We start from the raw sequence: 26,596 nt of genomic DNA on the forward strand, positions 1-26,596 counted from the left end.
TCCATGACGATCCGACAGACCGCCGCCCTGCCCTACCGCTCCGACGGCGCGTCGCCCGACGCCGCCGTACGCGTGCTGCTGGTCACCTCGCGCGAGAGCGGGCGGTGGGTGGCGCCCAAGGGCAACATCGCCGCCGGTCACGCCCCCCACGCCGCCGCGGCGCGCGAGGCGGAGGAGGAGGCGGGCGTGGTCGGCGCGGTGTGCCCGGTGCCGCTCGGCAGCTACCGCTACCGCAAGCGGCGCGGCAGCGGGGCGTCGCTGCTGATCGACGTGGACGTCTTCCCGCTCGCGGTCACGCGCGAGCTGGAGGAGTGGAAGGAAATGCACCAGCGGCAGCGCCGCTGGTTCTCGCTCGCCGAGGCGGCGGAGGCGGTGGACGAACCGGACCTGAGGGAGCTGTTCCGCAGCTTCAATCCGGCCGAGTTCCGCGCCGCCGTCCGCCGCAGCGGGCGGCCGGGGGTTCCGGCATTGGCAAACGGGAAGGGTTGGATGTTCGCTTGGTTCCAGCGGCTGCTGCCGCGCACGGGCAATTTCTTCGGCATGTTCGAGGCGCACGCCGCCACGGTGCTGGCCGGCGCGGAGGCGACGGCTCGGCTGTTCCACGGCGGCGCGCACGCGGCCGAGCACGTCCGCGAGATCGCCGAGCGCGAGCACGAGGCGGACGACATCACCCGCGACGTGCTGAAGACCGTGCGCGCGACGTTCCTGACGCCGTTCGACCGCAGCGCCATCGCCGCGCTGATCGGCGCGCTGGACGACACGGTGGACGAGATGCACGCCGCCGCCAGCGCCGTCTCGCTCTACGGCGTAACCGATTTCCCGCCGGAGATGCGCGACATGGCGGCGATCGTGGTCGACGCCGCGCGACTGACGTCGGAGGCGATGCCGCTGCTGCGCGACGTGGCGAAGAATGCCGGGCGCCTGCACGAACTGACCGAGCGGCTGATCCGCATGGAAGGCCAGGCGGACGAGATCCACGCCGCGGGCCTCCGCCGCGCGCTGTCCGACCACGGCGAGAAGGACACGCTGCGATTCGTCATCGAGCGCGAGCTCTACAAGCACCTGGAACGCATCACCGACGCGTTCGAGGACGTCGCCGACGAGATCGACGGCATCGTCATCGACCACGCCTGATCGGATCCGCCGGACCATGCATCAGCTCGCCTTTCCCCTGCTCGTCGGGCTGATCGCGCTCGCGCTCGCGTTCGACTATCTGAACGGCCTGCACGACGCCGCCAACTCGATCGCCACCGTGGTCGCGACGCGGCTGCTGTCGCCCGTCACCGCGGTGGTCTTCGCCGCCTTCTTTAACTTCGCCGCCTATTTCCTCACCCTCGCCTTCCCGCAGCTGCACGCCGTGGCGGAAACGATCGGCAAGGGGCTGATCGACCAGGAAGTGGTGACGCCCGCCGTCATCTTCGGCGCGCTGGTGGGCGCGATGTTCTGGAACGTCGTCACCTGGCTGAAGGGCATCCCGTCGTCGTCCAGCCACGCGCTGATCGGCGGGCTGGTCGGATCGGGCGTCGCGCACGCGGGCTTCACCGGCGTGCACTGGGGCGGGCTGAACAAGACGCTGATCGCGATCGTCCTGTCGCCCACGATCGGCATGTTCCTGGCGCTGGGCGTCATGCTGCTGTCCAGCTGGGCGCTCCACCGCCTGCCCGCGGTGAAGGCGGAGCGGACGTTCCGCACGCTCCACCTCTTCTCCTCGGCCGCCTACTCGCTCAGCCACGGCCTGAACGACGCGCAGAAGACGATGGGGATCATCACCGTCCTCCTCTACTCGACCGGCTATCTGTCGGGCGAGTTCGAGGTGCCGCACTGGGTGGCGATCAGCTGCTACGTCGCCATCGCCTGCGGCACCGCGACCGGCGGGTGGAAGATCATCGAGACGATGGGCAGCCGCATCACGAAGCTGTCGCAGCACCAGGGGTTCAGCGCCTCCACCGCGGGGTCGATGGTGATCTTCGGCGCCTCCGCGCTGGGCATCCCCGTGTCGACCACGCACACCATCACCGGGTCGATCATCGGCGCGGGCGTCGCGCGGCGCGCCTCGGCGGTGCGGTGGGGCGTGGCGAAGAACGTGGTGACGGCGTGGATCATCACCATCCCCGCGTCGGCGACGGTGGGCGCATTGTTCTACTCGCTGACCACGCTGTTCTGATATCCTCCCCGGCATGGGGAGGATAAGCTAGCCCCATGTTCGTCGGTCACTACGCCCCCGCCCTCGCGCTCGCCGGCACGCGCCGCGGGCCGCGGCTGGCGGCGCTGTTCGTGGCGGCGCAGTTCGTCGACCTCTTCTTCTTCGCCTTCGTTCTCCTCGGCGTCGAGCGGATGCGCGAGGTGCCGGGGCACACCGCGATGAACGCGATGGACCTCTACCACATGCCCTGGACGCACAGCCTGATCGGCACGCTGGGCTTCGCCGCGCTGTTCGCGCTCGTCGTGCGGTTGCGGCGCGGGACGTGGCAGGTCGCGATGCTGGGCGCCACGGTGGTCGCGTCGCACTGGCTGCTCGACTGGCTGGTCCACGCGCCCGATCTGACGCTGCTGGGCGTCGGGCGGCGACTGGGGCTCGCGCTGTGGAACCGTCCCGCCGTGGCGATGCCGCTCGAGCTCGGCATCACCGCGCTGGCGCTGGTCCTGTTCGCCTCGCGCACGCGGGCGCGCGGCGTGATGGGGCACGTCTCGCTCGCGGCGCTGGCCACGGCGCTGCTCGCCTTCCAGCTGGTGAATTGGTTCGCGCCGCAGCCCGCGATCGTCGTCGATCCCGTCCCCGCCAGCGTGCCGCTGACCGCGCTGCTCGCCTACGCCATCCTCACCGCGCTCGCCAGGTGGGTGCAGGCGACGCGCACGCCGGGGGCTGGACCGGCGGTGTCCAGCCTGTAGGACGGGCGGCATGAAGGCGACGATCTGGCACAACCCGCGCTGCTCCAAGTCGCGCGACGCGCTCGCGATCCTGCGCGACGCCGGGGCGGACGTGACCGTCGTCGAGTATATGAAGGCGCCGCCCTCGCGCGCGGAGATCGCGCGCGTCCTCGCCCGCGCCGGCATAGCGCCCGTGGCGGCGCTGCGCGCGGACGCGCCGGCGGTGGCGGACGACGCCGCCGCGCTGGCGATGATGGCACGCGACCCGTCGACCATCGAGCGACCCGTGGTCGAGACGGAGAAGGGCGCGGTCATCGCGCGCCCGCCGCACCTCGTGCGCGACCTGCTGTGACGGCGTCCCCCCTGCCCGACCGCGCGCGCTGGCGCGTGGAGCGCGCCACCCGCGCCGCGGTGGTGATCGACGCCGACGCCTATTTCCGCGCAGCGCGACAGGCGATGCTCCAGGCGCAGCACCAGATCCTGCTGGTCGGCTGGGATTTCGACGCGCGCATCAACCTGGCGTGGGCTGACGACCATCCGGAGGCGCCGACGACGGTGGGCGACTTCATCGGCTGGCTGGTGCGCCGCACGCCGGGCTTGCAGGTCTACATCCTGCGGTGGGACACCGGCGCGCTGAAGACGCTGTTCCGCGGCAAGACGCTGTGGACGCTGACGAAGTGGCGCTTCCTGCGCAAGCGCATCCACCTGAAGCTCGATTCGGTCCACCCGTTCGGCGCGTCGCAGCACCAGAAGATCGTCGTCATCGACGACTGCCTCGCCTTCTGCGGCGGCATCGACATGACCGACGAGCGCTGGGACACGCGGGAGCATCTGGACGATCAGCCGCACCGCCGCACGCCCTGGGGCACGCCCTACAAGCCCTGGCACGACGCCACCACCGCGCTGCAAGGCCCCGTCGCCCGCGCGCTGGGCGAATTGTGCCGCACCCGCTGGCAGATCGCCGGCGGCGGCGAGGTGGTGCCCCCGCCGCCCGCGACCGGCGAGTGCTGGCCCGCCAGCCTGTCCACCGACTTCACCGACGTGGACGTCGCGATCTCCCGCTCGCAGCCGCTGCACGAAGGACAGGAGGAGGTGCGCGAGATCGAGGAGCTGTACCTCCACCTCATCGCCCGCGCGCGCCGGCGGATCTACGCGGAGAGCCAGTATTTCGCCTCCCGCCGCATCGCGGAGGCCATCGCCGCGCGGCTGGCAGAGGACGACCCGCCCGAGATCGTCGTCGTCAACCCGGTGACGGCGCAGGGCTGGCTGGAGCCGCTGGCGATGGACACCGCGCGCGCGCGGCTGGTCACCGAATTGCGCCGCCGCGACCGCCACGGCCGCTTCCGCCTCTACCATCCCGTCACCGCCGGAGGCGAGGCGATCTACTGCCATGCCAAAGTGCTGGTGATCGACGAGGAGGTGATCCGCATCGGCTCGTCCAACTTCAACAACCGCTCGCTGCGGCTGGACACCGAATGCGACGTGACGATCGCCGACGGCGCCCCTGCCATCGCCGCGATCAGGGACGACCTGATCGCCGAGCATCTCGACGTCGAGCCGCGCCTCGTCACCGACGGCATCGCCGCCGAGGGCCTGATCGCGACCATCGAGCGGCTGCGCGGCGACGGCCGATCGCTCATCCCCTACGAGGTGGACGACCTGTCCTCGGTGGAAAAATGGCTGGCCGACAACGAGGTGCTAGATCCCGAAGGCCCCGCGGAGATGTTCGAGGCGTTCGAGAAGCGCGGGCTGTTGCGCCGGCTTCGGCGCCGGCGGCGGTAGCGCCGCTTGCGATCGGCGGCGCGCAGCATTAGCCTCGTCGTTCGGTACGGAGTTCTCGACATGATCCAGCGTCACCGCCGCGGTTGATCCGCCTCCGCCTCGCGGAGGCCCCGTCGGGTTGCTGTTTCACGAGAGCATCATGCAACGATTGAAGAACAAGACGTGCGTCGTCACCGGCGCGGCGCGCGGCATCGGTCGCGCCATTGCCGCGCGTTTCCACGCGGAGGGCGGCATCGTCGTCGCCACCGACATCGACGAGGCCGCGGGTGCGGCGACGGCGTCGGCCATCGGGTGCCGCTTCGAACCTCTCGACGTGCGCGAGGAAGCCGGCTGGTCGCGTCTCGCCCGCCTCGTCCCCGTCGCTGACGTCGTGGTCAACAACGCGGGCGTGACCGGGTTCGAGAGCGGAGCCGCCGCCCACGATCCCGAACACGCCAGCCTGGCGGACTGGCGCGCCGTCCACCGCGTCAATCTCGACGGCACCTTCCTCGGCTGCCGCTACGCGATCGGCGCGATGAAGGCGACGGGCACCGGCTCGATCATCAACATATCGTCGCGTTCGGGTATGGTCGGCATCCCCGGCGCGGCTGCCTACGCCTCCTCCAAGGCGGCGATCCGCAACCATAGCAAGACGGTGGCGCTCTACTGTGCACAGCAGGGCTGGCGCATCCGCTGCAACTCGATCCACCCGGCCGCGATCCTGACGCCGATGTGGGAGCCGATGCTGGGCAGCGGAGCCGATCGAGAGGCGCGAATGCAGGCGCTGGTCGCGGCCACGCCGTTGCGACGCTTCGGCCTGCCGGACGAGGTGGCGGCAGCGGCAGTCCTCCTCGCGTCGGACGAGGCGACCTACGTCACCGGAACGGAGATCACGATCGACGGCGGGCTGCTCGCCGGGTCGGCCGCGTCGCCGGGATGACGGCGCCCTGTCCTACGGCGGCCAACATCCGGCAATGCCGGCGGGATGGCCCCTGCCCCGCCCCGTTCGGCATGGCCCCGCTCGGCCATCGCCCACGCGCCGTCCGCGCCGAAGTGGACGAACGGTGCGCGACCCGGGAAAGATTCTCAACATTCGCGCGGTGCGTCCTGCGCCTTCCCTCGCCGCGCCCACGTCGCTAAGCGCTGCCCGCATGACCGCCATCACGCCGCAGATCGTCGCCGACCACGGCCTTTCCACCGAGGAATACGACCGCGTCCTCCACGCGCTCGGCCGCGAGCCGAACCTGGTGGAACTCGGCATCTTCTCCGTGATGTGGTCGGAGCATTGCAGCTACAAGTCGAGTCGCATCCACCTGAAGAAGCTGCCGACCACCGGTCCCCAGGTCATCTGCGGCCCCGGCGAGAACGCGGGCGTCATCGACATCGGTGACGGACAGGCGGCGATCTTCAAGATGGAGTCGCACAACCACCCAAGCTACATCGAGCCGTACCAGGGCGCGGCGACCGGGGTCGGCGGCATCCTGCGCGACGTGTTCACCATGGGCGCACGGCCGGTCGCGAACCTCAACGCGCTGCGCTTCGGCCGGCCTGACCATCCGAAGATGCGGCATCTCATCTCGGGCGTCGTCCACGGCATCGGCGGCTACGGCAATTGCGTCGGCGTGCCGACGGTCGGCGGCGAGGTGAACTTCCACCCGGCCTACGACGGCAACATCCTCGTCAACGCGATGACGGTGGGCGTCGCGGACACGGACAAGATCTTCTACTCGGCCGCCTCCGGCGTCGGCAATCCGATCGTCTACGTCGGGTCGAAGACCGGGCGCGACGGCATCCACGGCGCCACCATGGCCTCGGCCGACTTCGGCGAGGACGCCGATGCCAAGCGCCCCACGGTGCAGGTCGGCGATCCGTTCACGGAGAAGCTGCTGATCGAGGCGTGCCTCGAACTGATGGCCTCGGACGCGATCGTCGCGATCCAGGACATGGGCGCCGCCGGCCTCACCTCCTCCTCGGTCGAGATGGCGTCCAAGGGCGGCGTCGGCATCGAGCTGGTCATGGACGACGTGCCGCAGCGCGAGACCGGCATGACGCCCTACGAGATGATGCTGAGCGAGAGCCAGGAGCGGATGCTGATGGTGCTGAAGCCCGGCCGCGAGGATTTCGCGAAGGCGATCTTCGAGAAGTGGGAACTCGACTTCGCCGTGATCGGCCAGGTCACCGACACGGGCCGTATGGTGCTGAAGTGGCACGGCGAGACGGTGTGCGACATCCCGCTCGCCCCGCTCGCCGACGAGGCGCCGCTGTACGACCGCCCGCACGTGCCGACGCCGCCGGCCAAGGCGCTGGTGAACGTGCCCGAGTGCAAGGACATCGCCGCCGACCTGCTGGCGCTGATGGGCTCGCCCGACATCGCCAGCCGCCGCTGGATCTGGGAACAATACGACCACATGGTCGGCGCCGACACCGTGCAGCGCCCCGGCGGCGACGCGGCGGTGGTGCGCGTCCACGGCACGCAGAAGGCGCTGGCCATGACCACCGACTGCACCCCGCGCTACTGCTTCGCCGACCCGGTGGAGGGCGGCAAGCAGGCGATCGCGGAGGCGTGGCGCAACCTGTCGGCGGTCGGCGCCACGCCGCTGGCGGTCACCAACTGCCTGAACTTCGCCAATCCGCAGCGGCCCGAGATCATGGGCCAGATCGTCGGCTGCCTGGAAGGGATGAGCGAGGCGTGCCGTGCGCTCGATTTCCCGATCGTGTCGGGCAACGTGTCGCTCTACAACGAATCGAAGGCGACCGGCGGCGGCTCCGCCATCCTGCCGACCCCGGCGATCGGCGGCGTCGGCCTGCTGAAGGACTGGACGAAGAGCGCGACGATCGCGTTCAAAGGGTCGGGCGACGTCATCCTCGCGGTCGGCACCCGCCGCGGCCAGCTGGGCCAATCGCTGTGGCTGCGCGAAGTCCACGGGCGCGAGGAAGGCCCCCCGCCGCGCGTCGACCTCGATGCGGAGAGGAAGGCGGGCGACCTCGTCCGCACCGCGATCCTCGCCGGGCAGCTCACCGCCGTCCACGACGTGTCCGATGGCGGCGTGGCGGTCACGCTGGCCGAGATGGCGCTGGCGGGCAACGTCGGCGCGATGATCGACCGCAAGCAGCCGTTCGACTGCGCCGGCAGCTTCTTCGCCGAGGATCAGGGCGTCTACGTCGTCACCGTGGACGATGCCGCGCTGCTCGACTTCCTCGCCGCCGCGCAGGACGCGGGCGTGGAGGTGGAGCCGCTCGGCCGCACCGGCGGCAAGCGCCTGATCTTCGAGCGGCCCGACCGCGACGACGTGGTGACGCTGGATGCGCTGCGCGCCACGCACGAGGGCTTCTTCCCCGAGCTGATGGGGACCGGCCTCGCCTGAGGGACCCGCTCCCCGCATCGCCGCGCTGGACTTCGTGCGCGGCGCGGCGGTGATGGGGATCCTCGTCGCCAACCTACCCGGCTTCGCGCTGCCGCGTGCGGCCTATTTCTCGCCGCTCGCCTGGGGCGGCACCGCGCCGACGGACCTTGCGGCATGGGCGCTCACCTTCGTGCTCGTCGAAGGCAAGATGCGCGGGCTGTTCGCGCTGCTGTTCGGCGCGTCGGTGCTGCTGGTGGTCGAACGCGCCGAGGCGGCCGGGCAGAACGCCGCCGCCGTCCACCTGCGCCGCATGGCCACGCTGTTCGTCATCGGCTGCGCGCACCTCTACCTGTTGTGGTGGGGCGACATCCTGAACCAATACGCCCTTCTCGGCATCGCCGCCTTCCTCTTCGCCGGTGCGCCCACGCGGCTGCTGGTCGCCGCCGGGCTGGCGGGGGTGGCGGTGGCGGTGATCGACGGCGCGTCGCTGACGCTGACCGCCTACGCCACCGCCCCGCGCGCCACCACGGCGCAGGTCGCCGCCTGGGAGGCGCTGTCCGGCGGATGGGGCGTCCCGCCGACCCGCGACCTGCTGCGCGAGATCGCGACGTTCCGCGGCGATTGGCTGCGCGGCGTCGGCTGGCGGTGGGGGATGACGGCCAACCCCTTCGCGACCGCGCTGCGCGACGGGGCGGAGACGTTGGGCTACATGCTGCTCGGGATGGCGGCGTATCGCGGCGGCTTGCTGACGGGCGGCTGGTCCCGCCGCGGCTATCGCCGGCTCGCGCTGGCGACGCTGCCCCTCACGCTGGCGATCCACGTCGGACTGGCGCTCGCCACCTGGAGGAGCGGGTTCGACCTGCGCCGCGTCCTCCTCGCTTCCATGCTCGTGTCGCCGCTGGTCCGCCCGGCGATGGTGCTGGGCTATGCCGCGCTGCTGCTGCTCGCCTTCCGGCCCGCCGGCACGCTGTCGCGCTGCGTGGCGGCGGCCGGGCGGATGGCGCTCAGCAACTATCTCGCGACCAGCCTTGTTATGGTCCTGTTCTTCGACGGCTGGGGCCTCGGCCAGTTCGCGCGCTGGCCCCGCGCGTCGCTCTACTGGCTCGTGCCCGTCGCCTGGACCGTCATGCTGCTGTGGTCACCCTGGTGGCTCCGCCGATTCGCTTACGGCCCTGCCGAATGGGTGTGGCGAGCGCTGGCACGCGGCGAACGGCCCGCGTGGCGCGCCGTGTAGTTGCGAACGCGACGCAGAAGTTCTTGCGAATAATTCTCACCTGCGCTACTGACGCGATCGAAGCGAGGGGTTCGTCGATGGTCGTGTGCGTCTGCAACGCAATTCGGGAATGTCAGGTGCGAGAGGCCGCCCGGTCCGGTTCGACCACGGCCTGCCAGGCCTACCGCAGCATGGGTCGCCAGCCGAAATGTGGCCAGTGCGTCCCGTTCGCGCGGGAGATCATCGATCAGGAACGCGCAGCCGCTTAAGCCTCGCAATAGCGAAGAAACCGCAGTTTTCCGCCACTTTCAGGCTTGTCGCCGACCAGCGTGACGGCGTATTTGCGGCTCCAGCAAACACGGAGCCGATCATGAAGGGCGACCCCCAGGTCATCGACTATCTGAACGAGGCGCTCAAGAACGAGCTGACCGCGATCAACCAATACTGGCTGCACTATCGCCTGTTCGACCATTGGGGCGTCTACAAGCTCGCCGAGTTCGAGCGGCACGAATCCATCGACGAGATGAAGCACGCCGACTGGCTGGCGGAGCGCATCCTGTTCCTCGACGGGCTGCCCAACTTCCAGTTGCTGGGCCGCCTGCGCATCGGCGAGACCGTGGAAGAGGCGCTGAAGGCCGATCTCGCCATGGAGATCGAGGCGGTGGCGCAGCTGAAGGCCGCGGTCGCGCATTGCGAACAGGTGAAGGACTTCGTCAGCCGCGAGCTGTTCGCGCGCATTCTCGCCAGCGAGGAGGAGCATGTCGACACGCTGGAGCGGCAATTCGAGATGATCGAGCGGATGGGCATTCACAATTACATCCAGCTCAACTCGGTCAGCGAGCACGACAAGCCGGAGAGCGGCGCCGCACCTTACCTGAAGGCGTAGCCACGCGTCAAAGGCGACGGCCGAAGCCCTGTGCCGGCCGCCGCTGCGCCAGCGGATTCGCCTCGCGTTCCAGCAGCTCCAGCGTCCGCACGAACAGCGGGCGCAGCGCGACCACGTCCTCGATCGCGCCGCTGGGCGAGTCGCGCCGCTCGACGCAGGCGCGGGCGTGGTCCTCGATCTTCTCCGCCAGCGTCGCCAGCGGGTCCGCGCCGAACTGGCGCGCCTCCCCTTTGAGCGTGTGCGCCGGGATCACCATCGCCGCCGCATTGTCGGCCCGCAGCGCCCCCTCCAGCGCCCTCAGCGACTTCTCGCCATCCTCGCGCAGGTAGCCGAGCAGCCGCACGAACGACGCGCCCAGCTCCGCGCGCGCGCGCTGATAGGCGACGTGGTCGATCAATATGCCACCTTCGAACGACACCTTACCCTCCCGGCTCCCAATGCCCGGTCGTTGTCACCGCGCCATCTTGCCGCAAATCGGTAAAGGCGAGGTAAGCGTCAGCTGTCGAAGGGGTTTTTCGGCGCGCGCAGCATCAGTCGCACGGGCACGGCGCCGAAACCCAGCTCGCGCCGGATGCCGTTGACGAGATAGCGCTGGTAGCTGACCGGCAGCAGGTCGACGCGCGTGCCGAACAGCACGAAGCCCGGCGGACGCGTCTTCGCCTGGGTCATGTAGCGCGGCTTGATCCGCTTGCCGCCGGGGGCGGGCGGCGGATTCGCCTCGATCGCGCGCTCGAACCAGCGGTTGAGCTCCCCCGTCGGCACGCGCCGCGACCATGCCTCGCGCGTTTCGAACGCGGCGGAGAGCATCTGGTCCAGCCCCTTGCCCGTCGCCGCCGACACCGCCAGCAGCGGCACGCCGCGCGCCTGCGCCAGCCCCTCGTCCAGCGCGGCGCGCACGCCGTTGAACAGCTTCGACGGCTCCTCCGCCACATCCCATTTGTTGAGTGCGATCAAGAGGGCGCGGCCTTCCTCCAGCACCTTGTCGGCGATGCGCAGGTCCTGCGCCTCCAGCCCGAGCGTGGCGTCGAGCAGCAGCACGACCACCTCGGCGAAATCGACCGCGTGGAGCGCGTCGGCGACGGACAGCTTCTCCAGCTTGTCCTGCACCTTCGCCCGCTTGCGCATGCCGGCGGTATCGATCAGCCGGACCTGCCGCACCTCGCCGCGCGAGTCGCGCCATTCCCAGTCGATCGCGATCGAATCGCGCGTGATCCCCGCCTCCGGCCCGGTAATCATGCGGTCCTCGCCCAGCAGGCGATTGACCAGCGTCGACTTGCCCGCGTTGGGACGGCCGACGATGGCCAGCTTCAGCGGTGCGTCGGGCCTCTCCTCGTCCTCTGCCTCTTCCTCGACGCTCAGAGCGTCGAGGTGTGGCAGCAGTTGCTCGAACAGGTCGGCCAGCCCCTCGCCGTGCTCGGCGGACAGCTGCACCGGATCGCCGAAGCCAAGCGCGAGCGACTCCAGCACGCCCTGCTCGCCCGCGCGGCCCTCCGCCTTGTTCGCCACCAGCACGATCGGGGTGGAGGCGCTGCGCAGCCAGCGGGCGATCTCCTCGTCCAGCGGGACGATGCCGGCGCGCGAATCGATCACGAACAGCGCGACGTCGGCGGCGTCCACCGCCGCCTGCGTCTGCCGCCGCATCCGGCCGGGCAGCGTGTCGGGATCTTCGTCCTCGTAGCCGGCGGTGTCGATGACGCGGAAGTCGAGGCCCAGGAGGTGCGCGTCGCCCTCACGCCGGTCACGCGTCACGCCGGGGCGGTCATCGACCAGCGCCAGCTTCTTGCCGACCAGGCGGTTGAACAGCGTCGACTTGCCGACATTGGGGCGACCGACGATCGCGACGGTGGGAAGCGGAGACATGGCGCGCGCCCTAGCGCGCCACGCCCCGTCCGTCACCTGTAGGCGGAGATGCGCCCGTCGCCGCTCAGCACGTACAGTGTCTGATTGGCCACGACCGGGGGCAGCGAGAAGCGCTCGCCCGCCTTGATCGTCGTCTGCACTGACCCGTCCGTGGCGGACAGGCCGACCAGTTCGCCGACCGAGTTGGTCAGCCACAATTTCTCGCCCGCCAGCACGGGACCGAACCAATTGTAGGCGTCGTTGCGCTTTTCCACGTTCTTGAAGCCGCGCAGCTGGCTGATCCAGCGGACCTTGCCGTTGGCGCGCGACAGGCAGACGACGCGCGCGTCGTCGGTCACGACGAAGATCCACTCTCCCGCGATCCACGGCGTGGAAATGCCCGCGAACGTCTGCTCCCACAGACGCTGCCCGGTCGCGATCTCCAGCGCGACCATGCGGCCGCCCTGTCCGATGGCGTAGACGCGGCCGTCCTCGATCACCGGGTCGGCGTCGATGTCGGCCAGGCTGGACACCGACGTGGTGATCGACGTGCGCGACAGTGCGTCCTGCCACAGGGTCCGCCCGTTCTCGTAACGATAGGCGGTCAGTTCGCCGCTGGAGAAGCCCGCCACCACCGTGCCCGCGCTGGCGGCCGGCGCGGCGACGCCGAACACGCCCTGCGACTCGAGGCTGGCGCTGGCGTTCCACACGACGACGCCATCGGGCTGGTTCAGCGCGAAGATCTGATTGTCTTGGCTCAGCACGTAGACCTGGCCGTTGGCGATCGTCGGCGCGCCGCGCAGCGGGCCGCCCGGCTTCGCGCGCCACAATTCCTTGCCGTCCGCCGCGTTGAAGGCGACCACGTCGCCCAGCCCGTCGGTAGCGTAGACCTTGCCGTCGTCGTAGCTGACGCCGCCGCCGAAGCGCGCCGTGCGGTTCTGGTCGCCCTTCGCCACGCCCGCGGACCACAGCCGCGCGCCCGTGTCGGCGGTGAAGGCGTGGAGCGTGCCCGTCACGTCCACCGCGAACAGCTTGCCGTCGGCCACCACCGGCGCGGCGCCCAGCCGCGCGCGATTGCTGCCGCCGTCGATCTGCACCGTCCAGGCGCGCGACGGCGCGGCAGCCAGCGCGGGATGGTCCATCGACTTTTCCGCGTTGCCGCCCGACTGCGCCCACGCCGCGTTCGGCGCGGCGGCGGGCAGCAGGACCTGCACGTTGGCGAGCGCGGGATCGACCTCGACCGCATTCTCCGACGCCAGGATCGGGACGCGCTGTCCCACCGTCGGTGTCTTCTTCGGACCGCCCTTGAAGATGCCGCAGCCCGACAGGCTGGTCAGTGCGGCGACCGCGGCCACCGCCGCGAACGACTTCCTCATTGCTTGGTCACACCCTTGTTGCCGGCGTTGGTCGCGCCCGGGGCCCGCGTGCCCGCGGGCGCATCCACCCCCATCGCGCTCGACATCTGAACCGCACGTTGACGCAGGGAGGGCGGCACGCCCTCGTCGCGCGCGATCATCGCGAAGGTCTGCGCCGCCAGGTCGCGCCGCCCCTGCTTCAAATAGGCCGCGGCGACCAGCTCGCCCGCGCTGCCCAGCCACGGATTGCCCGGCACGACCAGCGACTTCAATCGCGTAACGACGGTAGCGGGGGCGAGCGTGTCGAACTCCGCGCTGGTCTGGCGGATCAGCGCCAGGTCGCGGAACGGCTGCGCCACGGCGGTGTCGCCGGCGATCGTCCCGAACTTCTGCGCCGCGCCCTTCAGGTCGTTTTTCACGAGCAGCAGGTCCGCCTGGGTAAAGGCGGCGAGCGTGCGATAGCCCTCCCGCTTCGACGCGGCGAGCTCCGCCAGCGGCTTGGCCGCGCCCGCGGTGTCCTGCGCCGCGAGATAGTCGTAGGCGGACTGGAGCTTCTCGCCCTCCTTCTCCGCGGCGACGGTCTGCTGGTGCCGGTAGAAGAGAAAGGCGCCGAAGGCGGCGAGCGCGACGACGACCGCGACGATCGCCACCCGGCCCCATCGCCGCCACAGCGCCACCGCCTGGTCGCGGCGCAGCTCCTCGTCGACTTCGCGCAGGAACGCTTCGTTGTTCTGGGGCGTCAGCGCCACCGCTCACTCCGCTTCTGAAAGGGAAACGCCGCGCTCTAGCCGAGGCGCGCGCGCGTGGAAAGTGTCACGCCTTCGGCGCGTAGGTCTGCTCCGCCGTGGGAAAGCTGCGGTCGCGTACCTCCCCGGCGTAGGTCGCCGCGCGATCGGAGATGAAGCCGGCCATGTCGCCGTAGCGCTTCACGAAGCGCGGCGTCCGCTCGAACAGGCCCAGCATGTCCTCCGCCACCAGCACCTGGCCGTCGCACTGCGCCGACGCGCCGATGCCGATCGTCGGCACGCCGACCGCCCGCGTGATCTCGATCGCGATCGGCTCCACCACGCCCTCGATCACCACGGCGAAGGCCCCCGCCTGCGCCACCGCGCGCGCGTCGCCGACGATCTTCGCCGCCTCCGCCTCGCTGCGCCCGCGCGCGCCATAGCCGCCGAGCGCGTTCACCGCCTGCGGCGTCAGGCCGACGTGCCCCATCACCGGGATGCCGCGATCGGAGAGGAAGGCGACCGTTTCCGCCATGGCCTCTCCCCCCTCCAGCTTCACCGCCGCCGCGCCCGTCTCCTTCAGCAGAAAGGCCGCGCTCTCGAACGCCTGCCGGGGCGACGCCTCGTAGCTGCCGAAGGGCATGTCGACGACGACCAGCGCGTGATAGCTGCCGCGCACCACCGCCGCGCCGTGCGCCGCCATCATCTGCAAGGTGACCGGCACGGTGGAGGGCAGGCCGTAGATCACCTGCCCCAGGCTGTCGCCGACCAGCAGCAGGTCGCAGTGCGGATCGAGCAGCTGCGCGGTCCGCACCGTATAGGCGGTCAGCATCACCAGCGGCTCGCCCCTGCCCTCGGCGATCGCCTGCTTGCGCGCGCGGATCGCCGGGACGGTCAGGCGCTTCATCGGCGCGGCCACGGGGGTGGCGCGGCTGGTGGAGGTGTCGATGGTGAAGGTGGTGGACATGCGCCCGTCCCTACCCCGCCCCGCTCACGCGATCCAGCGCCGCGCCCGCGCGCGGCGCGCGAGCCACAGCGCGAAGACGCCGATCGCGAGGATGACGGCGGGGAAATAGGTGACGAAGACGCCCTTGGCGGCGATGATGTCGGTCGCGGCGAAGAGCCAGCCGAACTGGACGAGGATCGCCACGATGGAGATGGCGGCGAGCGGCACCGCCAGCACGGACCGGAACAGCAGCGCCAGCGCCGCGAGGAAGCCGGTGCCCACGGCCACCGCGTAGATCGCATTGTACCACACCGGCAGCCGCGCGTAGAGCGCCCGGTCGTAGTCGCTCGCCGGCCCCATCGCCTCGGCGCCTAGCCGGAACTGCTGGATGCAGGCGAAGACGCCGGCGGCGCCCCACAGCAGCAGCAGCACGACGACGATCATGAACCAGCCCGGCCGCTTCATCGCACCCCTCCCCTCCCATCCCGCGCGCCACCATGCGCTCGGCCGCATCTTAGGGGAAGAGGGCGGCGTAGCGCTCCGACCCGAAGCCCACTTCCAGCCGGTCGCCGTCGACCAGCACCGGGCGCTTGATGGCGGACGGATGCGCCAGCATGATCGCCACCGCCCGGTCGCGATCGAGGCCCGCGCGATCCGCCTCGGGCAGCTTGCGGAAGGTGGTGCCGGCGCGGTTCAGCAGCACCTCCCAACCCAGCCGGTCGACCCATCGCTCCAGCGCGGCGGCGTCGACGCCGGCCTTCTTGTAGTCGTGGAAGGTGAAGGCGACGCCGTGGTCGTCGAGCCACGTGCGCGCCTTCTTGACGGTGTCGCAGTTGGAGATGCCGTGGAGGATGGCGGTCATGGTCTCACCTTTGGACAGGAGGTGCAGCGCGAATGTTGAGAATGTTGGCCGGTTCGCGCGCCTTTCGTCGACATTCGCCGGCCGCACGGTGCCCGGCCGCCGCTCGCCGCATCTTGGCGAAGGTGGCCGACGTAGGACAGCCCTTCCTCGCCACGGCAAGCAGCCGCTACGGCGCGGGCCTCGCCGCCCGCGTCTGCTTCGCCAATTCGCGGTCGAAGTCGTCGCGCGCCTTCACCACCATGGTGCGCAGCAGGCCGGGGGCGACGAGCGTGCCGGATCTCGCGCGCGCGAACACGTCGGCGCCTTCGGGATGCGCGGGCAGCACCACATCGGCCTTCAGCGCGGCGAGGCGGGCGAAGCTGGCGCGGAAGTCGGCGACGATGCCGGGATAGCGGCGGTTGCCGATCAGGCGGTTGCCCGCCACGGTGACGCTGCACGGGAACACGACGTCGCGGCGCCGGCCGCGATCGGCGACCTGCATCGTCCAGGTGGTGCAGCCCGGCGTGTGTCCCGGCGTCGCCACCGCGCGCAGCGTGACGTTGCCGAGCCGGACGCGATCGCGATCGCGCACGCGGCGATCCACCGTCACCGCGGGAAAGCGAATGACGCCGTAGCTGACCTCGCCGGGCGGAATCCCGCTCTCCAGCGCGGCGGCGTCACGGATGCCGGCCACCACCTTCGCACCGGTGGCGCGCTTCATCGCGGCGAGCCCGGCGGCGTGATCGAAGTGCGCGTGGCTGACGAGGATCAGCTTCACCTGGCGCAGCGGCACGCCGCTGGCGACGATGTTGCGCTCGATCGCGGGGACGTTCTGCTCCATCGTCGCGTCGATCAGGATCGCGCCCGCGTCCGTGCGGATCAGATAGGCGGCGAGGCCCTCGGTGCCGACATAGGTGATCGGTCCGATCAGCGGCACCGGCGGGATCGGCCGCGTCCACGCCGGCGGGTCGAGCTGCGCCGCGGCGGGGGCTGCGATCGCGAGCAGGGCGAGTGCGCCCACGCGCGAGAGAGGCTTGCCGATCGCGGCAGCCGACGGCGCCTTTCGGCGCCGAATGACGAAGCCGCGATCACGCCACGCGTGATCGCAAGCCCCATAGCGCGACGCCGCGCCGAATGATCGGGGCGAATGGCCCCCGGCCATTCGCTTCAACCCGATCATTCCCATTCGATCGTCCCCGGCGGCTTGGACGTATAGTCGTAGGTCACGCGGTTGACGCCCTTCACCTCGTTGACGATCCGTGTCGCGACGCGGGGCAGGAAGTCGCCCGGGAACTGGAACGCCTGCGCGGTCATGCCGTCGGTCGACGTCACCGCGCGCAGCGCCAGCACGCTGTCGTAGGTGCGCCCGTCGCCCATCACGCCGACCGAGCGCACCGGCAGCAGCACGGCGAACGCCTGCCAGATCGCGTCGTAGAGGCCCGCGGCGCGGATCTCCTCGAGATAGATGGCGTCGGCCTTGCGCAGGATGTCGCAGCGCTCCTTCGTCACCTCGCCGGGAATGCGGATGGCGAGGCCCGGGCCGGGGAAGGGGTGGCGGCCGACGAACACCTCGGGCAGGCCCAGCTCGCGCCCGAGATCGCGGACCTCGTCCTTGAACAATTCCCGCAGCGGCTCGACCAGCTTCATGTTCATCCGCTCGGGCAGGCCGCCGACATTGTGGTGGCTCTTGATCGTCACCGACGGGCCGCCGGTGAAGCTGACGCTCTCGATCACGTCGGGGTAGAGCGTGCCCTGCGCCAGGAAATCCGCGCCGCCGATCTTGCGCGCCTCCTCCTCGAACACCTCGATGAAGGTCTTGCCGATGAACTTGCGCTTGGCTTCCGGATCGGTGACGCCGGCCAGGCCGTTCATGAACAGCGTCTCCGCCTCCACGTGGACCAGCGGGATGTTGTAGTGCCCGCGAAACAGGCTGACGACCTGCTCGCTCTCGCCCGCGCGCATCAGGCCGTGATCGACGTAGACGCAGGTCAGCTGCTCGCCGATCGCCTCGTGGATCAGCACCGCCGCGACGGCCGAATCGACGCCGCCGGACAGGCCGCAGATGACGCGGCCGGTGCCCACCTGCGCGCGGATCTCCTCGATCTTCGTCGCGCGGAACTCCGCCATCGTCCAGTCGCCGGCCAGGCCGCAGACGTGGCGGGCGAAATTGGCGATCAACTTCCCGCCGTCGGGCGTGTGCACCACCTCGGGGTGGAATTGCATGCCGTAATAGCGCCGCTCCTCGTCCGCGGTGATCGCGAAGGGAGCGCCGGGGGAGGACGCGACGGGCCGGAAACCGGGGGCGAGCGCCGCGACATGGTCGCCGTGGCTCATCCACACCTGGTGCCGCTCGCCCTCCTGCCAAAGGCCGTCGAACAGACCGCAGCCGGCGTCGACCGCGACATAGGCCTCGCCGAACTCGCCGGAATTGCCCTTCTCCACGCGCCCGCCGAGCTGCGCGTTCATCACCTGCTGGCCGTAGCAGATGCCGAGCACGGGGACGCCCGCGTCGAACACCGCCTGCGGCGCGCGCGGGCTGCCCGCGTCGGCGACGGAGGCGGGGCCGCCGGACAGGATCACGCCGCGCGGCCGCATCCGATCGAAGACTTCCGCGGCGGACTGGAACGGCGCGATCTCGCTGTAGACCCCCGCCTCGCGCACGCGGCGCGCGATCAGTTGCGTGACCTGGCTGCCGAAATCGACGATGAGGATGCTGTCGGGATGCTCCATGCCGCGGGCTGTAGCGGGGCGGCCGGGTCCCCGCTAGCCCTCCGCCTCGGTGGCGGCTTCCGCCGGCACGCCGCGGCGCTGCTCCGTCAGGATCTGCCAGCCGGTCAGGAACAGCGCGCCCGCCAGCGGCCCGACCACGATGCCGCTGAGGCCGAGGAGGTCGATGCCGCCCAGCGTCGTCACCAGCACCAGCCAGTCGGGAATGCCCGCGTCGCGCCCGACCAGGATCGGCCGCAGGATGTTGTCGGCCAGGCCGATCACCAGCACGCCCGAGGCGATGACGACCACCGCCTGCCAGATCGCGCCGGTCGCCAGCAGGTAGAGCGCCACCGGACCCCAGATGATCGCCGGGCCGATCGCGGGCAGAAGCGCCGCGATCGCCATCAGCATCCCCCACAGCAGCGCCGCGGGCAGGCCGACGATGGCGAAGGTGATCGCGCCCAGCGCTCCCTGCACGATCGCGACCACGCCCGATCCCTTGATCGTCGCGCGCACGACGGAGACGAACTTGTCCGCCAGCCGCTCCGCGACGCTCCGCTCCAGCGGCAGCGAGCGGACCACCGCCGGGCCGATGCGGTCGCCGTCGCGCACCAGGAAAAAGGTGACGTAGAGGCCGACGCCGAACGCCAGCAGGAAGGCCGCCGCGTTGGCGCCGATCGAGAAGGCGCGGCGCGTCAGCATGCTGGCGCTGTTGCCCACCGCCTGCGTCAGCCGGGCCTGCGCCCGCTCGAAGCTGCCGAAGCCCGATCCGTCGAGCCAGCGCTGGATGCGGTCGGGAAGCGCGTCGTGCACCTGCTGGAAATAGGCGGCGAAGTTGATCTGCCCGCCGCGGATCTGCGTGTAGACGCCCGCCGCCTGATCGACGACCAGGCTGGCGATCACGAAGGCGGGGATCACCACCGCGATCGTGATGATGAGCAGCGTCACCGCCGCGGCCAGGTTGCGCCGGTCCGGCCAGCGCCGCAGCAGGCGCTGGAACAAGGGCTGGAAGAGCAGCGCCGCCAGCGCCGCCCACAGCAGCGCGCCCGCGAAGCTGGAGACGATCAGCGTCAGCCCGACGGTGATGAGCGCGAGGAAGAGGACGAGGCCGCCGTTCTCGACGCGACTGCGGGGGAGTGTCATCGCGCGGACATGCCCGCCTGAAGAGGAGCGATCGTCACGGAAGCCTTTCCGAAGGTCGTTTCGCCGGTGGAACTCTCGTGGCCGGCGAAAGGCTCCCGTTCTCGCGCCCTCGCCGCTCGTGCCGAAACGAATAGGGCCGCCCCATCGCTGGAGCGGCCCCTTCCTGTCTCGATCGGCGCGCGATCAGGCGGCGACGTCGAAATCCTCGTCGGTGGTCACGGGGCCCGAATCCTGGCCCTTCGCCGCCACGTCGCGGTCGACGAACTCGATCACCGCCATCGGCGAGGCGTCCGACGCGCGGATGCCGGCCTTGATGATGCGGGTGTAGCCGCCGTTGCGCGAGGCGTAGCGCGCGGCCAGCACGTCGAATAGCTTCACCAGCTGCGCATCGTCCAGCAGGCGGGCGTGCGCCAGGCGACGGTTGGACAGGCCGCCCTTCTTCGCCAGCGTGACCAGCTTCTCGACGTAGGGACGCAGTTCCTTCGCCTTGGCGACGGTGGTGGTGATCTGCTCATGCTTGATGAGCGCGGCCGACATGTTGCGGAACAGCGCGGCGCGATGCGCGGACGTCCGCTGGAGCTTACGACCGCCAACCTTGTGACGCATGATGGTCTTCCTTCTCGTTCGTCAGGGGGCCGTGCGAGGTACCCCTAGCCTGGTGGAACGGCGGCCACCGAACATACCGTTGTCCCTGAGCAGGCAGGGACCCATGTCTCTATCGAACAGCGCCGCGGCGGAGCCGCGTCGTGACGTCAGACGGATGGAGTGGCGGCTTCGCCGCGCCCCCATCCGCTGACCGGGCTTCCGCCGTCTCACGGATAGCTTCGCTATCCGCGCGCGGCTCAGCCCATGATCTCCTGCTCGAGCTTCTTCGCCACCTCTTCGATGTTCTCCGGCGGCCAGCCCGGGATCTCCATCCCCAGCCGCAGCCCCATAGACGACAGCACTTCCTTGATCTCGTTCAGCGACTTGCGGCCGAAGTTCGGGGTGCGCAGCATCTCCGCCTCGGTCTTGCCCACGAGATCGCCGATGTAGATGATGTTGTCGTTCTTCAGGCAGTTGGCCGAGCGCACCGACAGTTCCAGCTCGTCCACCTTCTTGAGGAGGTAGCGGTTGATCTGCGCCGTGTCGCCGGCCGGCTCGCCACCCGCGGCCGCCGGTGCCGCCACGCCGACCGGGGCCGAACGCGCGATCGACGAATCGTCGAAGTGGACGAAGAGCGCCAGCTGGTCCTGCAGGATGCGGCCGGCATAGCCCAGCGCGTCCTCCGGGGTGACCGTGCCGTCGGTCTCGACCGTCAGCGTCAGCTTGTCATAGTCCAGGTCCTGGCCCACGCGGGTGGGATCGACCTTGTACGACACCTGCCGCACCGGCGAGTAGAGCGCGTCGACCGGGATCAGGCCGATCGGCGCGTCGGCCGGGCGATTGGCCGTGGCCGCGACATAGCCCTTCCCGACGTCGGCGGTCAGCTCCATGTTGAGCGTCGCGCCCTCGTCGAGGTGACAGATCACGAGCTCGGGGTTCATCACCTCGATGTCGCCCGACACCGCGATGTCGCCCGCCTTCACCTCGGCAGGGCCGGTGGCGGACAGCTGGAGCCGCTTGGGCCCCTCGCCCTGCATCTTCAGTGCGATCTGCTTCACGTTCAGCACGATGTCGGTCACGTCCTCGCGGACGCCCGCCAGGCTGCTGAACTCGTGCAGCACGTTCTCGATCTTGATCGAGGTGACGGCGGCACCCTGCAGGCTCGACAGCAGCACGCGGCGCAGCGCGTTGCCCAGCGTCAGGCCGAAGCCGCGCTCCAGCGGCTCGGCGACGAAGGTCGCCTTGCGCTTGCCGTCGCCGCTCTTCTTCTCGAGGCCGTTGGGCTTCTTCAGTTCCTGCCAGTTCTTCGCGTTGACAGACAAGATCTCGTCCCCTGGGGTTGGGCGGGGGGTCGGCACGCGCCCCGCCAAGTAGAAACAGGACACGGCCGCTCGTCAGCGGCCGCGCGAGAACATCAGGTCAGACGCGGCGACGCTTGGACGGGCGGACGCCGTTGTGCGGGATCGAGGTCACGTCGCGGATCGACGTGATCTGGAAGCCGACCGCCTGGAGCGCGCGGAGCGCCGATTCGCGGCCCGAACCCGGACCCTTCACTTCCACCTCCAGCGTGCGCACGCCGTGCTCGGCGGCCTTCTTGCCCGCGTCCTCGGCCGCGACCTGGGCGGCGTAGGGCGTCGACTTGCGCGAGCCCTTGAAGCCCATCATGCCGGCCGACGACCAGCTGATGGCATTGCCCTGCGCGTCGGTGATGGTGATCATCGTGTTGTTGAAGCTGGCGTTCACGTGCGCGACGCCCGCGGTGATGTTCTTGCGTTCGCGCCGACGAAGGCGCTGCGGTGCCTGAGCCATGTGGTGTTCCTGACCTTCTTTTCCAAGTAGGCGGCCGGGAGGCTGTCAGCCTTCTACCGACCTCCGGTGGAGTGATCCGTGCGCAAACAGTCCCCCGGACTGTTCGCGTCTCGGATCACTTCTTCTTACCCGCGATCGGCTTGGCCTTACCCTTGCGGGTGCGCGCATTGGTATGCGTGCGCTGGCCGCGGACCGGCAGGCCCTTGCGGTGGCGCAGGCCGCGATAGCAGGCCAGGTCCATCAGGCGCTTGATGTTCATCGCGGTCTGGCGGCGCAGGTCGCCCTCCACCGTATAGCCCGCGTCGATCGCCTCGCGGATCTGAAGGACCTCCTGGTCGGTCAGGTCCTGCACGCGGCGCTCCGGCGTGATGGAGAGCTTCTCAGTGATCTCCTTGGCCTTCGCCGGGCCGATGCCGTGAATATAGGTCAGCGCGATCACCACGCGCTTGTTGGTCGGGATGTTCACACCCGCGATACGTGCCATGAAATATGTTCTCCTGTGCTCCACAGGGTGCGGCATGGCGCGCACACCCCATCTCGTCGCATTGCCTTCCGACTCGCCGCCCCTTCAACGCCGGAGCGCGGCGCACGCGCAAGGGCGCCGCCGGGGAACGGTTGATCGGAAGAGGTGCCGGTTAGGCGCGCGCCAACGCCATGTCAAGCAAGAGGTTCCCTGTTCCCGCCACGACGCATCCACCATCGTCGCAGCGCGACGACGAACCAGATCAGTTCGACCGCGCCGAACGGCCAGGCGCCCTGGAGGAAGCCGTACGCCGACCCGAGCAGGCAACCGAGCGCGAACAGCAACGTCCAACAGGCGGCGCGCTCCTCCAGCATGTAGCAGACGAGCATGAAGGTCACGGCGAACAGGCCGAAGGCGGTGAGCGCGTCCACGTCCCCGGTCAGCGCAGGCGCGCGGTGTCGACGAGGAGGCCGGGGATCGTGGCGGACGCGATCATATCGCCGAAAGCGAACTCCGCCTGCTCCGCGAACGCTTCGCCGGACGGCGAATGGAACCGCAGGATGCGCCGCCCCTTCACGTCGGCCACCCAATATTCGGGCACGCCGGTGCGCGCGTAGAGCCGCAGCTTGCGCCCCAGATCATGGCGGAGGGAGGAAGCGGAGACTTCGAGGACGAGGCGGACGATGTCGGGCGTGGCGAGGTCGCCTTCGGTACCGTTCAGTTCCACGACCAGCAGGTCCGCCTCGGGCAGGCTGTGGTCGTCCGAGCGGAGCGATACCGGGGTGAGCGCACTGAGCGCCGGAAAACGTTCGCGCAGCGCGATCACGACCGACGCCGTCAACTCGGCAAGGATCGAGCCGTGCGGCAGGAACAGCGGGCTCATCTCGAAAATCTCTCCCTCGATCAGCTCCACCCTGCCGAGGTTGTCGAACGCGCCCGCTTCGTCCAGCGCGAGGAACTCCTCGACCGTGAACCGGTGCACCACCGGCTCGCGATCGACGATGATGGCCTGTTCGTCACCCATGTCGGCAACCTAGCACGCCGCCTCACCGGCCGTCGAGGATCGCTCCGATCGCGGCGGTCACCGCGCCGATCTCGCCCATGCCGTCGACGCGCTTCACGAGGCCGCGCGCCTCGTAGCCCGGCAGGATCGGCGCGGTCTTCGCGCGATATTCCGCCATGCGGGTGCGCACCGTCTCCTCGTTGTCGTCGGGACGGCGCTTGAACTCGTGCGCGCCGCACACGTCGCACGTGTCGGCCACGGCGGGCTGCTTGAAGCGGTCGTGGTAGCCTTCGCCGCAATGGGCGCAGGTGTACCGGCCGACGATCCGCTCGACCAGCGCGTCCTCGTCCACCGCCAGCTCGATGACGTGGTCCAGCTGCTGGCCGCGCTCGTCGAGCAGCAGGTCGAGCGCGTCGGCCTGCGCGGCAGTCCGCGGATAGCCGTCGAAGATCGCGCCGGAGCCGGTGCCGGCATCCATCCTCTCGCCGATCAGCGCGGAGACGATCGCGTCGGAGACGAGTTCGCCCGCCTCCATCACCGCCTTCGCCTGGAGACCGACGGGCGTCCCCGCCTTCACCGCGGCGCGCAGCATGTCGCCGGTCGACAGCTGCACCATGCCGCGATCCGCGACCAGCCGCTGCGCCTGCGTGCCCTTGCCCGCCCCCGGCGGCCCCAGGAGGATGATGTTCACACGAAAACTCCCCTATTGCCGGACGGACCGGATCAGCGGCGCCGTGCGCCCTTCAGCTTCGCCTTCTTGATGAGGTCGCCGTATTGATGCGCCAGCAGGTGCGACTGGATCTGCGTCACCGTGTCCATGGTCACGTTCACGACGATCAGCAGGCTGGTGCCGCCGAGATAGAACGGGATCGACAGCGCGCTGACCAGATATTCCGGCACGATGCAGATGAAGGTCAGATAGGCCGCGCCGATCACCGTGATGCGCGTCAGCACGTAGTCGAAGTAATTCTCCGTGTTCTTGCCCGGGCGAATGCCGGGAATGAACCCGCCGTAGCGCTTCAGGTTCTCCGCCGTCTCCTCCGGATTGAAGACCACCGCGGTGTAGAAGAACGAGAAGAAGATGATGCCGGCGGCGTACAGCGTCATGTACACCGGCGAGCCGTGCTGGAGATATTGGTTCAGCGAGATCAGCAGGTCCCCGCCCCAGCTCTCGCCCGACACGCGATTGCCCGCGAACTGCGTGATCGTCAGCGGCAGCAGCAGCAGCGACGAGGCGAAGATCGGCGGGATGACGCCCGCGGTGTTCAACTTCAGCGGCAGGTGGCTGCGATCGGCCTGGACGCCGCGCTGCGTCTGGCGCTTGGGATATTGGATCAGGATGCGGCGCTGCGCGCGTTCCATGAAGCAGATCAGCAGGATCAGCCCGACCACGACCACGACGATGGCGATCAGGATGACCGGGCTGGTCGAGCCGGAGCGCCCGCCCTCCAGCAGGTTCAACAGCGTCGTCGGCAGGTGCGCCACGATGCCGGCCATGATGATGAGCGAGATGCCGTTGCCGATGCCGCGGCTGGTGATCTGCTCGCCCAGCCACATCAGGAACATCGTGCCGCCGATCAGCGACACGACCGCGCCGACGCGGAACAGCAGGCCCGGCTCGATCACCGCCTGCACGCCCGCCGTGGCACCGAAGCTCTCGAGGCCCACGGCGATGAAATAGCCCTGCACCGCCGTCAGCGCGACCGTACCATAGCGGGTGTATTGGTTGAGCTTCTTGCGCCCGCTCTCCCCCTCCTTCTTGATCGCGGCGAGCTGCGGCGACAGCGACGTCGCCAGCTGCACGACGATGGAGGCGGTGATGTACGGCATCACGCCCAGCGCGATCAGGCTCATGCGCGTCAGCGCCCCGCCCGAGAAGGTGTTGAAGAAATCGAGGACGCCGCCCTGCGTCTGGTTCGCCAGCAGGCCGAGCGCCGTCGGATCCACGCCGGGCAGCGGCACGTAGCTGAGCAGGCGGAAGACGATCAGCGCGCCGATGGTGAACCACAGCCGCTTCTTGAGGTCGGTCGCCTTCGCGAACTTCGCGAGGTTGAGGCTGCTTGCCATCTGATCGGCTGCGGATGCCATGCGCTTTTCGAATCCTGAAACGAAGAACGGCGGGATGCGTTGTCACCCGCCCCGCCGCCCATATAGGCGCGCGCGGCGCCTTGTCTAACCGGCTTGCGACCATTCGATCGTCACCCCGGCTTCGTGCCGGGGTCCAGCGCCAGGAACGTCGACGTCCGTGGCCCCGGATGCCGGGACGAGCCCCGGCATGACGGGAACGGCTCAGCCCTGCGTCTTGGGCGCGGCGCGGCCGGTGCGGTGCTTGGCCTTGGCCTTCTCCGCGGCGGGAACGATCTCCGGCACGGTCACCGAGCCGCCCGCCTTCTCGATCGCCTCGCGCGCCGAAGCGGAGACGCCCGCGACGGTGAAGTTCAGCTTGGCGGAGAAATCGCCCTTGCCCAGGACGCGCACGCCATGCTTGCCGCCGCGCGCCAGACCGGCCGCCTTCAGCGCCGCGTGGTCCACGTCGCTTCCGGTCAGCTTGCCGGCGTCCACCGCCTTCTGGATCGCGCCCAGGTTCACCTCGGCATAATCCTTGGCGAAGATGTTGTTGAAGCCGCGCTTCGGCAGCCGCATGTGGAGCGGCATCTGGCCGCCCTCGAAGCCGGCGATGCTGACGCCTTCGCGGCTCTTCTGGCCCTTCTGGCCGCGCCCGGCGGTCTTGCCCTTGCCCGAGCCGATGCCGCGGCCGACGCGGATCTTGGACTTGCGGGCGCCCGCGTTGTCGCGGAGTTCGTTGAGCTTCATGGTGTGCACTCGCTTTCGCTTTTGACGCGCTGATGGATACGGGAATGGAAAAGAGGAAGGGGGCCGTTAGCCCCCTCCCCCGCATTTGTCACTAGTCGGACGGGAGCGGCGTCAGCCCTCCTGAACCTCGACCATGTGCTGCACCTTGCGGATCATGCCACGCACTTCCGGCGTGTCCTGAAGCTCCGACACGCGGTGCATCTTGTTCAGGCCCAGGCCGACCAAGGTCGCGCGCTGGTCCTTGGTGCGACGGATCGGCGATCCGGTCTGCTTCACCTTGATGGTCGCCATC

The 26,596-nt window shown here is 69.7% G+C and carries 30 protein-coding genes; 10 read left to right on the forward strand and 20 right to left on the reverse strand.

The window, feature by feature from the left end:
- Positions 1-3: 3 nt before the first annotated feature.
- From HBH26_RS01885 to bfr, 10 genes are all read left to right on the forward strand, one after another.
- A complete protein-coding gene (locus HBH26_RS01885; RefSeq protein ID WP_209308258.1) occupies positions 4-1,134 on the forward strand; it encodes a DUF47 family protein in 1,131 nt (376 codons plus the stop codon).
- Positions 1,135-1,150: 16 nt separating this feature from the next.
- Positions 1,151-2,164 carry an inorganic phosphate transporter gene (locus HBH26_RS01890; RefSeq protein ID WP_168132875.1) on the forward strand — a complete coding sequence of 338 codons (1,014 nt, stop codon included), beginning with the start codon at positions 1,151-1,153 and terminating at the stop codon, positions 2,162-2,164.
- Positions 2,165-2,199: 35 nt separating this feature from the next.
- Positions 2,200-2,889 carry a hypothetical protein gene (locus HBH26_RS01895; RefSeq protein ID WP_168132876.1) on the forward strand — a complete coding sequence of 230 codons (690 nt, stop codon included), beginning with the start codon at positions 2,200-2,202 and terminating at the stop codon, positions 2,887-2,889.
- A gap of 10 nt (positions 2,890-2,899) precedes the next feature.
- Entirely contained in the window at positions 2,900-3,220 is a 321-nt protein-coding gene (locus HBH26_RS01900; RefSeq protein ID WP_168132877.1) for an ArsC/Spx/MgsR family protein, read from the forward strand.
- Positions 3,221-3,324: 104 nt separating this feature from the next.
- On the forward strand, positions 3,325-4,650 hold the full coding sequence (locus tag HBH26_RS01905; protein ID WP_168133063.1) for a phospholipase D-like domain-containing protein: 1,326 nt from the start codon (positions 3,325-3,327) through the stop codon (positions 4,648-4,650).
- 139 nt (positions 4,651-4,789) lie between these two features.
- The gene (locus HBH26_RS01910; RefSeq protein WP_168132878.1) at positions 4,790-5,569 is read left to right on the forward strand and encodes an SDR family oxidoreductase; all 780 of its coding nucleotides are present in this window, start codon (positions 4,790-4,792) and stop codon (positions 5,567-5,569) included.
- A 211-nt stretch (positions 5,570-5,780) separates the two neighbouring features.
- A complete protein-coding gene (gene purL, locus HBH26_RS01915) occupies positions 5,781-7,994 on the forward strand; it encodes a phosphoribosylformylglycinamidine synthase subunit PurL (RefSeq protein WP_168132879.1) in 2,214 nt (737 codons plus the stop codon).
- Positions 7,995-8,046: 52 nt separating this feature from the next.
- Positions 8,047-9,207 carry a DUF418 domain-containing protein gene (locus HBH26_RS01920; RefSeq protein WP_239024502.1) on the forward strand — a complete coding sequence of 387 codons (1,161 nt, stop codon included), beginning with the start codon at positions 8,047-8,049 and terminating at the stop codon, positions 9,205-9,207.
- 77 nt (positions 9,208-9,284) lie between these two features.
- Complete coding sequence (locus tag HBH26_RS20535; RefSeq protein ID WP_168132880.1) at positions 9,285-9,455, forward strand: (2Fe-2S)-binding protein; 171 nt, start codon at positions 9,285-9,287, stop codon at positions 9,453-9,455.
- 101 nt (positions 9,456-9,556) lie between these two features.
- Positions 9,557-10,072, forward strand: a complete 516-nt coding sequence (gene bfr / locus HBH26_RS01930; protein ID WP_168132881.1) for a bacterioferritin — start codon at positions 9,557-9,559, stop codon at positions 10,070-10,072.
- A 7-nt stretch (positions 10,073-10,079) separates the two neighbouring features.
- Here bfr and HBH26_RS01935 read toward each other — a convergent pair whose 3' ends face one another.
- The 20 genes from HBH26_RS01935 to rpmD form a co-directional block, all read right to left on the reverse strand.
- Positions 10,080-10,490, reverse strand: coding sequence for an Hpt domain-containing protein (locus HBH26_RS01935; protein WP_168132882.1), 411 nt, complete (start codon positions 10,488-10,490; stop codon positions 10,080-10,082).
- Positions 10,491-10,567: 77 nt separating this feature from the next.
- On the reverse strand, positions 10,568-11,932 hold the full coding sequence (gene der, locus HBH26_RS01940) for a ribosome biogenesis GTPase Der (protein ID WP_168132883.1): 1,365 nt from the start codon (positions 11,930-11,932) through the stop codon (positions 10,568-10,570).
- Positions 11,933-11,964: 32 nt separating this feature from the next.
- Positions 11,965-13,287: an outer membrane protein assembly factor BamB family protein gene (locus HBH26_RS01945; RefSeq protein ID WP_168132884.1), complete on the reverse strand. Its 1,323-nt coding sequence runs from the start codon at positions 13,285-13,287 to the stop codon at positions 11,965-11,967.
- On the reverse strand, positions 13,284-14,015 hold the full coding sequence (locus HBH26_RS01950; RefSeq protein WP_168132885.1) for a tetratricopeptide repeat protein: 732 nt from the start codon (positions 14,013-14,015) through the stop codon (positions 13,284-13,286). Before HBH26_RS01950 ends, HBH26_RS01945 begins: the two co-directional genes overlap by 4 nt.
- Before the next feature lie 64 nt (positions 14,016-14,079).
- On the reverse strand, positions 14,080-14,958 hold the full coding sequence (gene panB / locus HBH26_RS01955; protein WP_168132886.1) for a 3-methyl-2-oxobutanoate hydroxymethyltransferase: 879 nt from the start codon (positions 14,956-14,958) through the stop codon (positions 14,080-14,082).
- A 24-nt stretch (positions 14,959-14,982) separates the two neighbouring features.
- Positions 14,983-15,402 (reverse strand): hypothetical protein, encoded by a 420-nt coding sequence (locus HBH26_RS01960; RefSeq protein ID WP_168132887.1) that lies wholly within the window; start codon positions 15,400-15,402, stop codon positions 14,983-14,985.
- 49 nt (positions 15,403-15,451) lie between these two features.
- On the reverse strand, positions 15,452-15,799 hold the full coding sequence (locus HBH26_RS01965) for an arsenate reductase (protein ID WP_168132888.1): 348 nt from the start codon (positions 15,797-15,799) through the stop codon (positions 15,452-15,454).
- Positions 15,800-15,965: 166 nt separating this feature from the next.
- On the reverse strand, positions 15,966-16,799 hold the full coding sequence (bla, locus tag HBH26_RS01970) for a subclass B3 metallo-beta-lactamase (protein ID WP_338057209.1): 834 nt from the start codon (positions 16,797-16,799) through the stop codon (positions 15,966-15,968).
- A gap of 155 nt (positions 16,800-16,954) precedes the next feature.
- The gene (guaA, locus tag HBH26_RS01975) at positions 16,955-18,508 is read right to left on the reverse strand and encodes a glutamine-hydrolyzing GMP synthase (RefSeq protein ID WP_168132889.1); all 1,554 of its coding nucleotides are present in this window, start codon (positions 18,506-18,508) and stop codon (positions 16,955-16,957) included.
- A 33-nt stretch (positions 18,509-18,541) separates the two neighbouring features.
- Complete coding sequence (locus HBH26_RS01980; protein ID WP_168132890.1) at positions 18,542-19,630, reverse strand: AI-2E family transporter; 1,089 nt, start codon at positions 19,628-19,630, stop codon at positions 18,542-18,544.
- A gap of 183 nt (positions 19,631-19,813) precedes the next feature.
- Positions 19,814-20,236: a 50S ribosomal protein L17 gene (gene rplQ / locus HBH26_RS01985; RefSeq protein ID WP_168132891.1), complete on the reverse strand. Its 423-nt coding sequence runs from the start codon at positions 20,234-20,236 to the stop codon at positions 19,814-19,816.
- Positions 20,237-20,472: 236 nt separating this feature from the next.
- Positions 20,473-21,537, reverse strand: coding sequence for a DNA-directed RNA polymerase subunit alpha (locus tag HBH26_RS01990; protein WP_168132892.1), 1,065 nt, complete (start codon positions 21,535-21,537; stop codon positions 20,473-20,475).
- 97 nt (positions 21,538-21,634) lie between these two features.
- The gene (gene rpsK / locus HBH26_RS01995; RefSeq protein ID WP_066486290.1) at positions 21,635-22,024 is read right to left on the reverse strand and encodes a 30S ribosomal protein S11; all 390 of its coding nucleotides are present in this window, start codon (positions 22,022-22,024) and stop codon (positions 21,635-21,637) included.
- Between the two features lie 115 nt (positions 22,025-22,139).
- Positions 22,140-22,508: a 30S ribosomal protein S13 gene (gene rpsM, locus HBH26_RS02000; protein ID WP_168132893.1), complete on the reverse strand. Its 369-nt coding sequence runs from the start codon at positions 22,506-22,508 to the stop codon at positions 22,140-22,142.
- A 173-nt stretch (positions 22,509-22,681) separates the two neighbouring features.
- Positions 22,682-22,918, reverse strand: coding sequence for a hypothetical protein (locus tag HBH26_RS02005; RefSeq protein WP_168132894.1), 237 nt, complete (start codon positions 22,916-22,918; stop codon positions 22,682-22,684).
- An 8-nt stretch (positions 22,919-22,926) separates the two neighbouring features.
- Positions 22,927-23,511: a Uma2 family endonuclease gene (locus HBH26_RS02010; protein ID WP_168132895.1), complete on the reverse strand. Its 585-nt coding sequence runs from the start codon at positions 23,509-23,511 to the stop codon at positions 22,927-22,929.
- 22 nt (positions 23,512-23,533) lie between these two features.
- Entirely contained in the window at positions 23,534-24,181 is a 648-nt protein-coding gene (locus HBH26_RS02015) for an adenylate kinase (RefSeq protein WP_168132896.1), read from the reverse strand.
- A gap of 32 nt (positions 24,182-24,213) precedes the next feature.
- Entirely contained in the window at positions 24,214-25,578 is a 1,365-nt protein-coding gene (gene secY / locus HBH26_RS02020) for a preprotein translocase subunit SecY (RefSeq protein WP_168132897.1), read from the reverse strand.
- 201 nt (positions 25,579-25,779) lie between these two features.
- Positions 25,780-26,304: a 50S ribosomal protein L15 gene (gene rplO / locus HBH26_RS02025; protein ID WP_168132898.1), complete on the reverse strand. Its 525-nt coding sequence runs from the start codon at positions 26,302-26,304 to the stop codon at positions 25,780-25,782.
- A 111-nt stretch (positions 26,305-26,415) separates the two neighbouring features.
- On the reverse strand, positions 26,416-26,595 hold the full coding sequence (gene rpmD, locus HBH26_RS02030) for a 50S ribosomal protein L30 (RefSeq protein ID WP_168132899.1): 180 nt from the start codon (positions 26,593-26,595) through the stop codon (positions 26,416-26,418).
- Position 26,596 lies beyond the last annotated feature (1 nt).

Source organism: Sphingomonas corticis, assembly GCF_012035195.1.
GTDB classification, from domain to species: Bacteria; Pseudomonadota; Alphaproteobacteria; order Sphingomonadales; family Sphingomonadaceae; genus Sphingomonas; species Sphingomonas corticis.

Coding starts and splice junctions, on each gene's coding strand:
- HBH26_RS01920 (WP_239024502.1), top strand. CDS start 8,047: ATGGGGATCCTCGTCGCCAACCTACCCGGCTTCGCGCTGCCGCGTGCG.
- HBH26_RS01965 (WP_168132888.1), bottom strand. CDS start 15,799: ATGACCGCCATCCTCCACGGCATCTCCAACTGCGACACCGTCAAGAAG.
- rplO (WP_168132898.1), bottom strand. CDS start 26,304: ATGAAGCTCAACGAACTCCGCGACAACGCGGGCGCCCGCAAGTCCAAG.
- HBH26_RS02010 (WP_168132895.1), bottom strand. CDS start 23,511: ATGGGTGACGAACAGGCCATCATCGTCGATCGCGAGCCGGTGGTGCAC.
- HBH26_RS01890 (WP_168132875.1), top strand. CDS start 1,151: ATGCATCAGCTCGCCTTTCCCCTGCTCGTCGGGCTGATCGCGCTCGCG.
- HBH26_RS20535 (WP_168132880.1), top strand. CDS start 9,285: ATGGTCGTGTGCGTCTGCAACGCAATTCGGGAATGTCAGGTGCGAGAG.
- guaA (WP_168132889.1), bottom strand. CDS start 18,508: ATGGAGCATCCCGACAGCATCCTCATCGTCGATTTCGGCAGCCAGGTC.
- der (WP_168132883.1), bottom strand. CDS start 11,932: ATGTCTCCGCTTCCCACCGTCGCGATCGTCGGTCGCCCCAATGTCGGC.
- HBH26_RS01980 (WP_168132890.1), bottom strand. CDS start 19,630: ATGACACTCCCCCGCAGTCGCGTCGAGAACGGCGGCCTCGTCCTCTTC.
- HBH26_RS01900 (WP_168132877.1), top strand. CDS start 2,900: ATGAAGGCGACGATCTGGCACAACCCGCGCTGCTCCAAGTCGCGCGAC.
- HBH26_RS01885 (WP_209308258.1), top strand. CDS start 4: ATGACGATCCGACAGACCGCCGCCCTGCCCTACCGCTCCGACGGCGCG.
- rpsK (WP_066486290.1), bottom strand. CDS start 22,024: ATGGCTCAGGCACCGCAGCGCCTTCGTCGGCGCGAACGCAAGAACATC.
- rplQ (WP_168132891.1), bottom strand. CDS start 20,236: ATGCGTCACAAGGTTGGCGGTCGTAAGCTCCAGCGGACGTCCGCGCAT.
- rpmD (WP_168132899.1), bottom strand. CDS start 26,595: ATGGCGACCATCAAGGTGAAGCAGACCGGATCGCCGATCCGTCGCACC.
- secY (WP_168132897.1), bottom strand. CDS start 25,578: ATGGCATCCGCAGCCGATCAGATGGCAAGCAGCCTCAACCTCGCGAAG.
- HBH26_RS01905 (WP_168133063.1), top strand. CDS start 3,325: ATGCTCCAGGCGCAGCACCAGATCCTGCTGGTCGGCTGGGATTTCGAC.
- HBH26_RS01945 (WP_168132884.1), bottom strand. CDS start 13,287: ATGAGGAAGTCGTTCGCGGCGGTGGCCGCGGTCGCCGCACTGACCAGC.
- bfr (WP_168132881.1), top strand. CDS start 9,557: ATGAAGGGCGACCCCCAGGTCATCGACTATCTGAACGAGGCGCTCAAG.
- rpsM (WP_168132893.1), bottom strand. CDS start 22,508: ATGGCACGTATCGCGGGTGTGAACATCCCGACCAACAAGCGCGTGGTG.
- HBH26_RS01960 (WP_168132887.1), bottom strand. CDS start 15,402: ATGAAGCGGCCGGGCTGGTTCATGATCGTCGTCGTGCTGCTGCTGCTG.
- purL (WP_168132879.1), top strand. CDS start 5,781: ATGACCGCCATCACGCCGCAGATCGTCGCCGACCACGGCCTTTCCACC.
- HBH26_RS01895 (WP_168132876.1), top strand. CDS start 2,200: ATGTTCGTCGGTCACTACGCCCCCGCCCTCGCGCTCGCCGGCACGCGC.
- panB (WP_168132886.1), bottom strand. CDS start 14,958: ATGTCCACCACCTTCACCATCGACACCTCCACCAGCCGCGCCACCCCC.
- HBH26_RS01910 (WP_168132878.1), top strand. CDS start 4,790: ATGCAACGATTGAAGAACAAGACGTGCGTCGTCACCGGCGCGGCGCGC.